This is a genomic window from Streptomyces manipurensis (assembly GCF_049570255.1).
GTDB lineage: Bacteria > Actinomycetota > Actinomycetes > Streptomycetales > Streptomycetaceae > Streptomyces > Streptomyces manipurensis.
The window spans coordinates 7,696,793-7,708,878 of record NZ_CP186950.1 but is presented as its reverse complement, the minus strand read 5'-3'; the positions used below and the strand labels follow the sequence as shown (position 1 = coordinate 7,708,878).

At 71.3% G+C, this 12,086-nt stretch carries 12 protein-coding genes; 7 read left to right on the top strand and 5 right to left on the bottom strand.

From position 1 onward, the window contains the following. The first annotated feature begins 174 nt into the window (after positions 1-174). From ACPU2J_RS35200 to ACPU2J_RS35175, 6 genes are all read left to right on the top strand, one after another. A complete protein-coding gene (locus ACPU2J_RS35200) occupies positions 175-1,125 on the top strand; it encodes an SAM-dependent methyltransferase (protein WP_423834893.1) in 951 nt (316 codons plus the stop codon). Between the two features lie 130 nt (positions 1,126-1,255). After that, complete coding sequence (locus tag ACPU2J_RS35195) at positions 1,256-2,683, top strand: flavin-containing monooxygenase (RefSeq protein WP_423834892.1); 1,428 nt, start codon at positions 1,256-1,258, stop codon at positions 2,681-2,683. Positions 2,684-2,696: 13 nt separating this feature from the next. Next, positions 2,697-4,223, top strand: a complete 1,527-nt coding sequence (locus ACPU2J_RS35190; protein WP_420078033.1) for an FAD-binding protein — start codon at positions 2,697-2,699, stop codon at positions 4,221-4,223. 103 nt (positions 4,224-4,326) lie between these two features. Next, entirely contained in the window at positions 4,327-4,800 is a 474-nt protein-coding gene (locus ACPU2J_RS35185) for an SRPBCC family protein (RefSeq protein WP_361601022.1), read from the top strand. Beyond that, positions 4,797-5,633 (top strand): alpha/beta fold hydrolase, encoded by an 837-nt coding sequence (locus ACPU2J_RS35180; RefSeq protein ID WP_420078034.1) that lies wholly within the window; start codon positions 4,797-4,799, stop codon positions 5,631-5,633. Before ACPU2J_RS35185 ends, ACPU2J_RS35180 begins: the two co-directional genes overlap by 4 nt. Further along, positions 5,630-6,355 carry a 4'-phosphopantetheinyl transferase family protein gene (locus tag ACPU2J_RS35175; protein ID WP_423834891.1) on the top strand — a complete coding sequence of 242 codons (726 nt, stop codon included), beginning with the start codon at positions 5,630-5,632 and terminating at the stop codon, positions 6,353-6,355. The genes ACPU2J_RS35180 and ACPU2J_RS35175 overlap by 4 nt, the downstream gene beginning before the upstream one ends. A 108-nt stretch (positions 6,356-6,463) precedes the next feature. Here ACPU2J_RS35175 and ACPU2J_RS35170 read toward each other — a convergent pair whose 3' ends face one another. The 4 genes from ACPU2J_RS35170 to ACPU2J_RS35155 all read right to left on the bottom strand — a co-directional run bounded on the left by ACPU2J_RS35170 (position 6,464) and on the right by ACPU2J_RS35155 (position 9,642). After that, positions 6,464-7,459 (bottom strand): AraC family transcriptional regulator, encoded by a 996-nt coding sequence (locus tag ACPU2J_RS35170; protein ID WP_365141312.1) that lies wholly within the window; start codon positions 7,457-7,459, stop codon positions 6,464-6,466. A gap of 111 nt (positions 7,460-7,570) precedes the next feature. Next, positions 7,571-8,065, bottom strand: a complete 495-nt coding sequence (locus ACPU2J_RS35165) for a DUF1772 domain-containing protein (protein ID WP_361601010.1) — start codon at positions 8,063-8,065, stop codon at positions 7,571-7,573. Next, on the bottom strand, positions 8,062-8,697 hold the full coding sequence (locus tag ACPU2J_RS35160; RefSeq protein ID WP_423832396.1) for a hemerythrin domain-containing protein: 636 nt from the start codon (positions 8,695-8,697) through the stop codon (positions 8,062-8,064). Before ACPU2J_RS35160 ends, ACPU2J_RS35165 begins: the two co-directional genes overlap by 4 nt. 117 nt (positions 8,698-8,814) lie before the next feature. Further along, a complete protein-coding gene (locus ACPU2J_RS35155) occupies positions 8,815-9,642 on the bottom strand; it encodes an NAD(P)H-binding protein (protein WP_361601004.1) in 828 nt (275 codons plus the stop codon). Between the two features lie 416 nt (positions 9,643-10,058). On the opposite strand from ACPU2J_RS35155, the gene ACPU2J_RS35150 reads away from it, so the two are divergent. Then, positions 10,059-11,057 carry an AMP-binding protein gene (locus ACPU2J_RS35150; RefSeq protein WP_420078036.1) on the top strand — a complete coding sequence of 333 codons (999 nt, stop codon included), beginning with the start codon at positions 10,059-10,061 and terminating at the stop codon, positions 11,055-11,057. A 117-nt stretch (positions 11,058-11,174) separates the two neighbouring features. On the opposite strand, the gene ACPU2J_RS35145 is transcribed toward ACPU2J_RS35150, so the two are convergent. After that, the gene (locus ACPU2J_RS35145; protein ID WP_361600998.1) at positions 11,175-11,981 is read right to left on the bottom strand and encodes an SDR family NAD(P)-dependent oxidoreductase; all 807 of its coding nucleotides are present in this window, start codon (positions 11,979-11,981) and stop codon (positions 11,175-11,177) included. Positions 11,982-12,086 lie beyond the last annotated feature (105 nt).

Sequence of the window (12,086 nt, the reverse complement as noted above, 5' to 3'; positions counted from 1 at the left end):
AGTGCGTGTCTGGTTTTCGAGAGTGATGAAATCCCCGGGGCCGCAAGGAACGCGCAACACGGGCGGGGCGGGTGTCCGGGGGGCGTCTTGCGCGGGCTTTGCGGGCGATCGGGTTTCCTCATCGCGAATTCGGAAAACGACGGCCCGCCGGACACGCAGGAAATGAGGATCAGGATGACAACGGTCGCGCCCAAGTCGGTGGACCCCGAGGTCGATGCGATCAGGCACCACTACGAGGTCAGCAACGATTTCTACCGGCTCCTGCTGGGCCCCACGATGATGTACTCCGGCGGTTACTGGGAGGACGGCGAGGATCTGGTCGCCACCCTGGACGAGGCGCAGGAGCGCAAGCTCGACAAGTTCGCCGAGCTCGCGGGTGTGGCCGCCGGCCGGACGCGGCGGGTGCTGGACATCGGCTGCGGGTGGGGGACGATGCTCAACCGTCTGACCACCGTGCACGGTGCGGAGCAGGCGGTGGGTCTGACCCTGTCGCGTACCCAGGAGGCGTTCATCGCCGGCCTGGACAACCCGCGGATCACGACGCTGGTGCAGAGCTGGGCGGACTACAAGGTCGCCGATGACAGCGAGAAGTACGATGCGGCGTTCTGCATCAACGCGCTGGAGCACTTCGTGTCCTCCAACCTGCCGCCGAAGGAGCGCACCAAGCGCTACCGGTACTTCTTCCAGCAGGTCGCGGGCGCGCTGAACCCGGGTGCGAAGTTCGTGCTGCACACGATGACGGCCGAGGCGCTGCCGATGAACCGGGGGCTGCTGGACGACCTGAAGTCTCCAGTTCCATTCCATTCCATGGCCTCCTCTCCAGGTACTCCTGCAGCGTTCGGAGTTCGAGGGCTGCCACATCCCGCACCTGAGCGAGCTGAGTGCGGCGGCGGAGGGTCTCTTCGAGATCGACGAGATCGTCAACGAGCGCGAGTCGTTCGCGATGGCCTGCCGGGCGTGGCTGGTGCTGCTGGCGGAGCGCCGGGACGAGGCGGTGGCGATGGAGGGCGAGGAGGTCGTCTCCCGTTTCGAGCGCTACCTGGACATCTTCGCGTACACGCTCGAGGACAAGTTCTTCAACAACTTCCGCGTCACCATCACGCGCCGCTAGGGAGGCCGACGTGACGAGCATTCTCGAGCCGGCCAAGGACGGCGGGCACGTACGGGCGCCGAGGCGCGTTCCGGTGGTCAGGGCCCGACCCGGCATCTGCGGGTCGCGGTCATCGGCACCGGGTTCTCGGGGCTGGGGACCGCCGTGCGGCTGCTGCAGTCGGGCATCGACGACTTCCTGGTGTTCGAGCGGGCCGACGAGGTCGGCGGCACCTGGCGCGACAACAGCTATCCGGGTTGTGCGTGCGACGTCATGTCCCACCTGTACTCGTTCTCCTTCGCCCGGAACCCGAACTGGAAGTCGACGTTCGCCTCGCGGGACGAGCTGTATGCGTATCTGCGGGACACCGCGGACCGTTTCGGGGTGCGTCCGCACATCCGGTTCGGGCACGAGCTGGTGGCCGCGCGCTGGGACGAGGGCGAGCGGCACTGGAGGATCGAGACCTCCCAGGGTGAGTACACCGCGCAGTTCCTGGTGACGGGTACGGGCTACCTCAGTGAGGCGGCGGTGCCGGACGTCAAGGGGCTGGCGGACTTCGAGGGGAAGGTGTTCCACTCCTCGAACTGGGATCACGATCACGATCTGGCGGGCCGGCGGGTCGCGGTGATCGGTACGGGCGCCTCGGCGATCCAGTTCGTTCCCGCGATCCAGCCGGAGGTCGGGCATCTGGACCTCTACCAGCGCACTCCCCCGTGGGTGGGTCCCAAGCCGGACAAGGTCAACAGTGCGCTGCACACGTCGCTGTTGCGGTCGCTGCCGGGTTACCAGCAGTTCCGGCGGGGCTTCAACATGTGGGGCCGGGAGATCCTGGCGTTCTTCTGGAAGCGGCCCAAGCTGGCCGAGAAGGTCCAGAAGATGGCCAGTGACCATCTGGAGAAGTCGGTCGCGGACGAGGCGCTGCGGGCGCGTCTGACGCCCGACTACCTGGTGGCGTGCAAGCGGCTGTTGTTCTCCAACACCTGGTACCCGGCGATCCAGCAGCCGAACGTGGAGATCGTCAGCGAGGGCATCGCCGAGGTGCGGGCGAAGTCGATCGTGGGTGCGGACGGGGTCGAGCGCGAGGTCGACACCATCATCCTGGGCACCGGTTTCCAGGCCACCGACCGTCCGGTGGCGCGGCGGATCTGGGGCCGTGGCGGTGTGCAGCTGCGGGAGGCGTGGAAGGACGGGATGTCCGCGCACCGCGGGACGACCGTCGCCGGGTTCCCGAACCTGTTCATGCTGCTGGGCCCGAACACCGCGCTGGGGCATTCCTCGCAGACGGTGATGATCGAGGCGCAGGTCCGCTATGTGGTGGACGCGCTGCGGCAGGCCGAGAAGCGGGGGCTGGCGAGCATCGAGGTGCGGCGTGAGGCGCAGGACGCCTACAACGACCGGCTCGACAAGCACCTGGAGGGCACGGTCTGGCTGTCGGGCGGCTGCCGCAGCTGGTACCTGGACGCCAACGGCCGCAACACCTCGGTGTTCCCGACGTACACCTGGCGCTTCCGCCGGGGCACCAAGCGCCTCGATCTGAGCGAGTACCAGCTCGCTTCCCAGGTGCGCAGCACCAAGCCGGTACCTCACCAGTAGGAGACGCAGTCAGATGAGCAACACCCACAGAACCGAGGCGGGCACTGCCGCCGAGCCGTCCCGTCGCCGGGTCCTGGGCGGGATGGCGGCCACGGCCGTCGCGGTCGTCGGCTGGAACACCGTGAGCCAGAGCTGGGCGACGGCCGCGGAGGCCGCCGGCAGCGCGAACGTCGTGCCGGTGCCGGGGCTGATCGGCACGCTGGAGACGACCCCGGGCGTGGTGGATTCGTTCGCCAACGACTTCGGGCATCTCTTCGACGGTGCTGCGAGCAAGCCGTGGGCCGTGCTGCGGCCGGGCGGTGTCGAGGACATCGTCACGATCGTCAACTACGCCCGTGCCAACGGCATCAAGGTCGCGGTGAACGGGCAGGGCGGTACCGGCCAGGACATCGAGTCGCACTCGGTGTACGGGCAGGCGCGGGTGCCGGGCGGTATCTCCATCGATGCCAAGGGCATGTCGAGGATCCTGTCGATCGGTGGCGACCACGCGGTGGTCGAGGCCGGTGTGACCTGGGGTCAGCTGACGGACGAGGCGCTGAAGTCGGGCAAGACGCCGCCGGCGTTGCCGGACTACCTGTACATCTCGGTGGGCGGGACGATCAGCATCGGTGGTATCGGCGGGACCGTGCAGAAGTACGGTCTGCTGTGCGACACGGTGCAGTCGATCGACATCGTCACCGGGGACGGCAAGCTGGTCACGGCGAGTGCGCAGGTGCGTCCGGAGCTGTTCAACGCGGCGCTGTCGGGCGGCGGGCAGGTCGGGATCATCGTGCGGGTGAAGGTGCGGCTGGTGCCGGCGCCGAAGCGTTCGGTGATCTTCAGCCTGTTCTACTCCACGGTCGAGGCGTATCTGGCGGACTCGGAGAAGGTGCTGGCCGAGGGCCGGTTCCAGGTCCATGCCGGGGAGATGATGCAGAAGCCGGACGGGTCGGGCTGGCGGTACAAGCTGGAGGTCGGTGCGACGTACAACACGACGCCGCCGGACCGGGAGAAGCTGCTGTGCGGTCTGCAGGACGTGCGGGCGGACGCGGTCATCGAGGACGTGTCCTACCGGGACTACATGTTCCGTCTGGACGCCTACGAGGCGGTGCTGAAGGAGGGCGGTCACTGGTACACGCCCAAGCCGTGGCTGAGCATGTTCCTTCCGGCGTCGAAGACCAAGCAGTTCATGAAGCTGGTGGAGCGGGAGCTGGACGCGAGTTCGCTCGGTGGCGGGTTCCTGCTCTTCTACCCGTTCTTCTCCTCGAAGATCAAGCGGCCGCTGGCGGTGATGCCGAACGAGTCGGTGGTCTACCTCTTCGACCTGCTGCGTTTCCCCAACCCGGGTGAGCCCAACATCCAGGGGATGATCGACCAGAACCGGCGGCTGTACGACATCGCGGTGGAGCTGGGTGCCAAGCGGTACCTGGTGGGTTCGATCCCGATGTCGCCGGCGGACTGGAAGAGGCACTTCGGGAACCGGTGGAGCGGGTTCGTGAACGCGAAGAAGAAGTTCGACCCCCAGAACCTCTTCACTCCCGGGCAGGGCTTCTTCGCCTGACGGCGGGGTGTGGGCGGTCGTGAAGTGCCGGCGGCGGGGGTGGGGGTCGGTCCCCCTCCCCCGCCGCTTGTCCTTTTTTCCAGTGACGAAAGGGGTTTTCCCGATGACCACGTACGACCTGATCGACGAGGCGGTGATCGACGCTCCGGCGGACGCCGTGTGGGAGGCGCTCGTCGCGGAGTTCCGCGGTGCCGGCCAGTGGTGGGTGCCGCACAACACCTTCACGGCCGTGTCCGGGGCGCCGGACACGGTGGGTGCCCGGGTGGGGGTGACGGTGCACACCAAGGGGGTGGACAAGGGCGGTCTGAAGCTGCGTTTCACCTCGCGGACGGTGGCGGTCGAGCCGGGCCGCCGGCTGGACATCGAGTACGTGGACGGGGTGTTCCGTGGTCCGTCGACGTTCCTGCTGGAGCCGTTGGAGGGGGGACGTACGCGGATCTCGATGCATTTCACGGGGCGGCCGCACGGCTGGCTGAAGGTGCTGGCGAAGGTGGCCGATCTGGGGGCGGAGCACTCCCGGGGCACTCTGGCGGCGTTCGAGTCGCTGAACCGGCAGCTGTCGGCGGTGGGGCGGTGACGACGGCCGGGGAGGTCACCCACGAGCTGAGGGTCCTGACCGACGACGGTGCGGAGCTGGCGGTGAGCGTGCTGGCTCCGCTGGCGGGCACGGCGGCGGCCGGGGACGTGGTCCTGGTGCACGGCTGGGCGCATTCGCGGCGGGCGTGGGGGACGGTCGCGGACCGGCTGATCCGGGCCGGGCACCGGGTGGTGCTCTACGACCAGCGCGGTCACGGCGCGTCCACGCTGGGGCGTGCTCCGGTGTCGGTGGAGCGGCTGGGTGCGGACCTGGCGGCGGTGCTGGGCGAGACCGGTGCGCGGGAGGCGGTGGTCGTGGGGCATTCGGGCGGCGGGTTCGCCGCGTTGTCCTACGCCTCGACGTCGCCGTCGGCGGGCCGGCTGCGGGGTCTGGTGCTGCTGGGTACGGCGGCGCACGGGCAGGACACCCCGGACGGGGAGGTGAAGATGATGGGCAGTGCGGTGTTCTCGCGGGCGTTGCGGGTGCCGTGGCTGGGGCGCCGGCTGCTGGGGTCGACGACGGGTGCCGCGGTGGATGCGGTGGTGCGGGACGTGAACCGGCAGATGTTCGCCGCGGCGGCGCCCCGGGTGCGGGCGGAGTTCTTCCGCTGTACGCGGGGCTGGGACGTGCGCGGTGCGCTGGCGTCGGTCGTGGTGCCGGCGGTGGTGCTGCACGGTGAGGCCGACAAGGTGATCGATGTCGCGTTGGCGCGGGTGATGGCCGAGGCGTTGCCGCAGGCGCGTCTGGAGACGGTGCCGGGGGCGGGTCACATGCTGCCGCTGGAGCGTCCGCTGCTGGCGGTGGGTGCGGTGGCCGAACTCGCCGCGCGATGATCGAGGAGCTTCTCCCGCCGGGCGTCGCGTCGTCGGAGGCATTCGACGACGAGGCGCCCGCTGTGCTGTTCACGGCGGAGGCGGCGTTGATGGAGGGCCGCCGGGAGCGCAGGCGGGCGCAGTTCGCGACGGCGCGGGCGTGTGCGCGGCGGGCGCTGGCGGGGCTGGGGCGGGAGCCGGTGGCGTTGCTTCCGGGGCCGGGGGGTGCGCCGCAGTGGCCGTCGGGGGTGGTGGGCAGCATCACGCACTGCGAGGGCTACCGTGCGGCGGTGGCGGCGCCGGCGGGGGTGGTGGCGGCGCTGGGCATCGACGCGGAGCCGGCCGGGCCGTTGCCGCGGGGGGTGCTGGGGCTGATCGCCTCGGCGGGTGAGCGGGCCGCTCTGGCGTCCCTGGCCGCGGCGGACGGCTCGGTGCCGTGGGAGCGGATCTTCTTCTCCGCGAAGGAGGCGGTGTACAAGGCGTGGTATCCGGCGACGGGGATCTGGCTGGGGTTCCGGGACGCGGAGGTGGTGCTGTCGCCCGCGGGGACGTTCCGGGCGGTGCTGCGTCCGCCGGTGCCGGTGCCGGTGGATCCGGTGTACGAGGGGCGGTGGCTGGCGGGCGGTGGTCTGGTGCTGACCGCGGTGGCACGGACGGTGGCGGGCCGGGCCGCGGGCCCGGCCGCGGCGGAGGCCACGGCGGGGGCCACGGCGGGGTCCGCGGCGGGGTCCGCGGCCTGGTAACGGCCGGGTCCCTGCCGTGGCCTGCGCGGCGGGCGGGTGCGGCCGTGGCCCCCGTGACGACTGCGGCCCTGTAGCGGCCGTGGCCCCGTGACGGGCGGGTGTCCGGGGTCAGGCGGGCAGGACGACGGTGCGGGGCGGGCGGGGGGCCTGGGGGGCGGTGGCGGGGGTGGTTCCGGTGCGGAATTCCTGGGGGCTGATGCCGCGGACCCGTTTGAAGGCGGTGGACAGGGCGAAGCCGGAGCTGTAGCCGACGCGGCGGGCGACGCCGGCGATGGTGGCGTCGGGTTCGCGCAGGAGGTCGGCGGCCAGGGCCAGGCGCCAGCCGGTGAGGTAGGCGACGGGGGGTTCGCCGACGACGTCGTTGAAGCGGCGGGCGAGGCAGGCGCGGGAGACGCCGACTTTGAGGGCGAGTTCCTCGATGGTCCAGCCGTGGGCGGGGTTTTCGTGCAGGAGGCGCAGTGCGGGGCCTGCGACGGCGTCGGACTGGGCGCGGTACCAGGCGGGGGCGCCGCTGGAGGGGGCGGCGAGCCAGGTGCGCAGGACGCCGATGAGGAGGAGGTCCAGGAGGCGGTCGAGGACGATTTCCTGGCCGGGTTCGTCTTTGGAGATCTCCGTGGTCAGGAGGGTGACCAGGGTGTTGTCGGCGGCTTCGGCGGGGCGGACCAGGAGGGTGGGCAGGGCGCCCAGGAGGCGGCGGCCGATTTCGCTGGGGGCCTGGTAGGTGCCGCTGAGCATGACGGCGGTGCCGGCGTCCTGGAAGGTGTCGCCCCAGGTGCGTACGCCCAGGGACATGGTGTCGGTGACGTCTTCGCCTTCGCGGGTGCTGCAGCGCTGTTCGGGGCCGACGGTGATCTGGACGGGGGTGTCGGGGGTGTCGGCGACGGTGTAGGGGTCGGGGCCGCGGACGACGGCGACGTCTCCGGGGCGGATGCGGACGGGGTCGGCGTGGTCGGGCAGGAGCCAGGCGTCGCCGTGGACCATGGTGACGACGGAGAGCGGGGCGCGGTCCTCGACGCGCAGGGACCAGGGTGGGTTGAAGACGGATTTGAGGAGGAACGCTCCGCGGGCTTTGGGGCCTTCGAGGAGGCCGGTGAGGGTGTCCATGGGGTGATCCTGTCGGACGGGCGGGGGTGGGCGCGGCGAAGCGCCCGCTCTCCCGCGGGGGACGGATGGAGAGCGGGCGCGGTTCGCGGGTGTGGGGGGGTGGGGGCGGGGTCAGGGGTGCTGGGGGCGGCCGTGGAGGGTGAGGGCGCGGCCGAGGGCGGCGAGGGCGGCGGTGCAGGCGGCGGTGCGGATGATGTTGCCGGTGGTCCAGCGGCCGGCGAAGCGGGTGCGGGCGGCGGTGGCGTCGGCTCCGGCGCGGGCGAGCTGGTTGTTGAGGGGGATGTTGACGATCGCGGTGACGGCGAGGGAGAGGCCGTAGAGGGCGAAGGCGAGCCAGCCCCAGCGTGCGGTGTCGCGGTGGCCGCCGCGTTGTGCCTGGCCGGCGGCGATGCCGGTGGCGAGGAACGCGCCGAGGAAGAGCAGTCCGAACAGGCCGTTGTCGATGGCGTCGTTGATGTTGCGCATGGCGGTGACGTAGGTGTGGTCGTCGCCGCGGCCGAGTCCGGGCATGACGGAGATGTCGAAGGCGAAGTAGAGGCCGGCCATGAGGCCGGTGCCCACGGTCGCGGCCACCAGGGTCACCGATTGTGTGGTCGTGGTGGTCACGTGAGGATTCCCTTCAGGGTGCGGGTGTAGCGGCGTTGCAGGACGGTGGCGCCCAGGAGGCGGACCGGTGGCGGGATGGTGGCGCGGACGTGGTGGAGGTCCTGGCGGGTGGCGCCGTCGAACATCCACGGTTGCAGGCGGGTCATCACGTGCATCGGTGCGCTGGCGACGACTTTGCGTTCCTCGGCGAGGTAGGCGCGTTCGCCGAGCCGGTCGAAGACGGGGAAGACGATGGTTTCCTCGTCGCGCAGGTGGTCGCGCAGGATGTCTTCGAAGGCGGCCGCGGCTTTGACGAGGCCTTCGCCGTGGTGGGTGATGGCGGTGGTGACGGCGTGCATGGCGGCGTCGAGTTCTTCGTGGTCGTCGTGGAGTTCGCGTGCCTGGGCGTCGAAGTCGCGGTCGCGGTGGCGCAGGGCGGGCCACAGGACGTCGTCCTCGCTGGTGTGGTGCCATTCGATGGTTTCGCGCAGGTGGTGCCACCACGGGGTTCCGGCGCCGTTCCAGCGGGGTGCGGCGGCGCGCAGGCGGGCTGCGTCGCGGCGCATCGCGATGTGCATCAGGGCGAATCCGTGGAAGTGCGGGGGCAGTGAGCGCAGTCCGTTTTCGCTGGAGTACGTCCTGTTCGCGGGCATGGGGTCCCTCCGGTGGCCCCGTGTACCGGGCGGCGGCCGTACCAGAGTCGCCGCCCGGTCAGGGGGTGTTGGGGTGGGTGCCGGTGTGGGTGCCGGTGGTGGGGTGTGCGGTGGTGGTCAGACGTTCCAGACGCCGGTGGCGGCGGCTTCGCGGGCGAAGTCGGCGAAGTCCTTGGGCTTGCGGCCCAGGGCTTCTTCGACGCCGTGCACGAGGTGGGCGTTGCGGCCGTCGAGGATCATGGTGAAGAGGTCGGCGAAGTCCTCGGGGAGGTTGTTCTCGCGCAGGACGGCGCGGTACTCCTCGTTGGTGACGGAGATGTACTTGATGTCGCGTCCGGTGGCCTTGGACAGTTCGGCGGCGACGTCGCTGTAGCTGAGCAGGCGGGGGCCGGAGAGTTCGTAGGTCTTGCCGATGTGCTTGTCGTCGGTGAGGGCGGCGACGACGACGTCGGCGATGTCGTCGGCGTCGACGAAGGCCTCGACGGCGTCGCCGGTGGGCAGGGCGATCTCGCCGGCCAGGACGGGCTCGAGGAAGAAGCTCTCGGAGAAGTTCTGGTTGAACCAGCTGGAGCGGACGATGGTCCAGTCGGCTCCGGAGGCCTTGAGGTTGTTCTCGCTGACCTCGGCGGCTTCCTCGCCGCGGCCGGAGAGCAGCACCAGGCGGCGGGCGCCGGCGGCGACGGCGGTCTTGGAGAATTCGGCGACCTGTTCGGCGGCGCCGGGGAAGGCGAGGTCGGGGTAGTAGGTGACGTATACGCGGTCGACGCCTTCGAGGGCGCTCTGCCAGGTGGCGGGCTCGTTCCAGTCGAAGGGGGGCTCGCCGGTGCGGGAGCCGATGCGGACCTGGCGTCCCTGGGCGGTGAGCTTCTCGGCGACGCGGCGGCCGGTCTTGCCGTTGCCGCCGATGACGAGGGTGATCTGGGTGTTCTGCGCGTTCTGAGTCATGAGTACAGTCAAGTCCAGTCTCGCGAGACGGGCCATAGCCACAAGGCTCACTTGTGTGTGCGTGCGTCTACGAGTGGTGGCTCGGAGCGCGGCGTGGAGCCGGGTGGCGTCGGCGTGAGTGCGGGAATCGTAGGCATGGGCCCGGGGGGCGGGCCAGGGCGTATGGAGCGGTCCTGGAGTGGTTGTGGACGGCTCTTCGAGCGTGTCTCGAGCGGGCGGGTGCGGGCGCCGGGTGTGCGGGGGCGGGACGCGCGGGGCGGGGTGCGGGGTGCAGGTGTGCGGGGTGGGCGGGGCGGGGTGTGCGGGGGCGGGGTGTGCGGGGGCGGGGTCGGGGTGCGGTGGGACTTGAGCGGTTCTCGTGCCGGGGGCGGGAGCATCGGCGGGACCCAGTTGGTGTCACGTCGCCGGGAGGCCGTATGAACGCCGTGCCGGATCGTCCGGAGCTCGATCAGTTGTCCGCCGACCTGGCGGGGCTGCTTTCGCGGATGGGGATCGACCCGTCCGGGGGGTGGCCGGTGCGTGGTGACCGGGTCGATGTCCGCTTCGCCGCCGCGGCCGCCCGGGGTGCGGGGCGGGTCGCGGCGAGGGACGCGGAGGGGGAGGTGACGTATCTGGAGCTGGAGTGGCTGGCGGACGACATCGCGCGGCGGTTGTCGGGGCGGGCCGGTGCGGGTGAGGCGGTCGCGGTGCGGGCGCGTCGGTCGGCCGCGGTGGCGGGTGCGGTGGTGGGGGTGCTGCGGGCGGGTGCGGCGGTGCTTCCGCTGGAGGAGGGCCACGAGGCGGGGCTGCAGGAGTTCTTGATGCGGGAGGCCGGCTGCGCGGTGGTGGTCTCCGACTGCGGGCTGCTGGCCGAGGAGATCCCGGTGGCGAAGGTGGGCCGGTTCGTGGTGGCGGTGCGGCCGGTGCCGCGGCGGGGCTGCGAGGTCCCGGAGGGCACGGCGTTCCTGGCGCTGCCGCGGGGCGGGGATCCGGGGCGGGCGCTGGGGGTGCGGCCGGTGGGTCACGCGGAGGTCCTGGGGTGGGTCGACGGCTGTGTGGGCTCCCTGGGGGCGGGCGTGGGTGATGTGTGGTCGTTCTTCCATTCGCTGAGCCTGGACGTGGGGATGCGGGAGTTGTGGGCTCCGCTGCTGTCGGGGGGCCGTGCGGTGGTGGTGGACCGGGAGACGGCCCGCGATGCGGGGGCCTTCGCGGGCCTGCTGGCGCGGGAGGGGGTGACGGTGGCCACGCAGCTGCCGTCGGCGTTCGCCCGCTGGTGCGCGGTGGGCGGTGGCGGGCGGCTGCCGGGGCTGCGGCACGTGCTGCTGTGGGGCGAGCCGGTCCGGGAGGCGCTCGCGGAGCGGTGGCGCGGTGCGGGCACGGGCGGCCGGGCGCTGGTGTGGCAGGTGTCGCAGGAGGGTTCGCTGTCGCTGGTGTGACCGCGTGACCGCCTGGCCGTGTGGCCGTGTGCGGGTCGTGCGGGTTGTGCGGGTGTGGCGAGGGTGGCCGAGGGCCCCGGACGGTGATCCGTCCGGGGCCCTCTTCGGTGTGGTGGGTCAGGAGTTGCCCAGTCCGCCGCAGACGTTGAGGGCCTGGGCGGTGATGGAGGCGGCGAGGTCGGTGGTGAGGTAGCCGACGAGGCCGGCGACTTCCTGGGGGGTGGAGTAGCGGCCGAGGGGGATCTTGGATTCGAGTTGTTCGCGGACGTAGTCCTCGGTGGTGTCCCACACCTGGGCGTAGCCGCTGCGGACGCGGGCGGCCATGGGGGTTTCGACGTAGCCGGGGCAGACGGCGTTGACGGTGGTGCCGGTGGGGGCGAGTTCTTTGCCGAGGGCTTTGGTGAAGCCGATGACGGCGTGTTTGGAGGCGGTGTAGGGGGCGCCGAGGAGGACGCCCTGTTTCCCGGCGGTGGAGGCGATGTTGATGATGCGGCCCCAGGGCTGGGTGGACAGGCCTCCGCTGGTGAGGACTTCGCGGGTGAGGAGGAAGACGCTGTTGAGGTTGGTGTCGATGACGTCGTGCCAGAGTTCGTCGGTGAGGGAGGCGGTGGCGCCGCCTCCGCTGCGGCCGGCGTTGTTGACCAGGATGCTGACGGGGTCGGTGTAGGTGGCGACGGCGGCGGCGACGAGGTCGTGCACGGCGGTGCGGTCGCGGACGTCGGCGGCGGTGCCTTCGACGGTGAGGCCTTCGGCCTGGAGGTCGGCGACGGTCTGCTTGACCTTGGTCTCGGTGCGGGCGCACAGGAACACGCGGTGGCCGCGGGCGCCCAGGTCGCGGGCTATGGCCAGTCCGATGCCGCTGGTGGCTCCGGTGACCAGGGCCACGGGCCGCTCGGGGGCCTTGTCCATCGCCTTCACCGTCATCGTCGTCCCTTCCGTCGCCCGTCGTGTGGTCCCCAGGGTGGGGCAGGCAACTCGTGGCGTGGCGGAAAGGTGATGGAGGCGGGCCCCCGGTGCGGGCGGGGTGGG

Coding starts and splice junctions, on each gene's coding strand:
- ACPU2J_RS35150 (WP_420078036.1), top strand. CDS start 10,059: ATGAACGCCGTGCCGGATCGTCCGGAGCTCGATCAGTTGTCCGCCGAC.
- ACPU2J_RS35155 (WP_361601004.1), bottom strand. CDS start 9,642: ATGACTCAGAACGCGCAGAACACCCAGATCACCCTCGTCATCGGCGGC.
- ACPU2J_RS35190 (WP_420078033.1), top strand. CDS start 2,697: ATGAGCAACACCCACAGAACCGAGGCGGGCACTGCCGCCGAGCCGTCC.
- ACPU2J_RS35200 (WP_423834893.1), top strand. CDS start 175: ATGACAACGGTCGCGCCCAAGTCGGTGGACCCCGAGGTCGATGCGATC.
- ACPU2J_RS35175 (WP_423834891.1), top strand. CDS start 5,630: ATGATCGAGGAGCTTCTCCCGCCGGGCGTCGCGTCGTCGGAGGCATTC.
- ACPU2J_RS35170 (WP_365141312.1), bottom strand. CDS start 7,459: ATGGACACCCTCACCGGCCTCCTCGAAGGCCCCAAAGCCCGCGGAGCG.
- ACPU2J_RS35185 (WP_361601022.1), top strand. CDS start 4,327: ATGACCACGTACGACCTGATCGACGAGGCGGTGATCGACGCTCCGGCG.
- ACPU2J_RS35160 (WP_423832396.1), bottom strand. CDS start 8,697: ATGCCCGCGAACAGGACGTACTCCAGCGAAAACGGACTGCGCTCACTG.
- ACPU2J_RS35145 (WP_361600998.1), bottom strand. CDS start 11,981: ATGACGGTGAAGGCGATGGACAAGGCCCCCGAGCGGCCCGTGGCCCTG.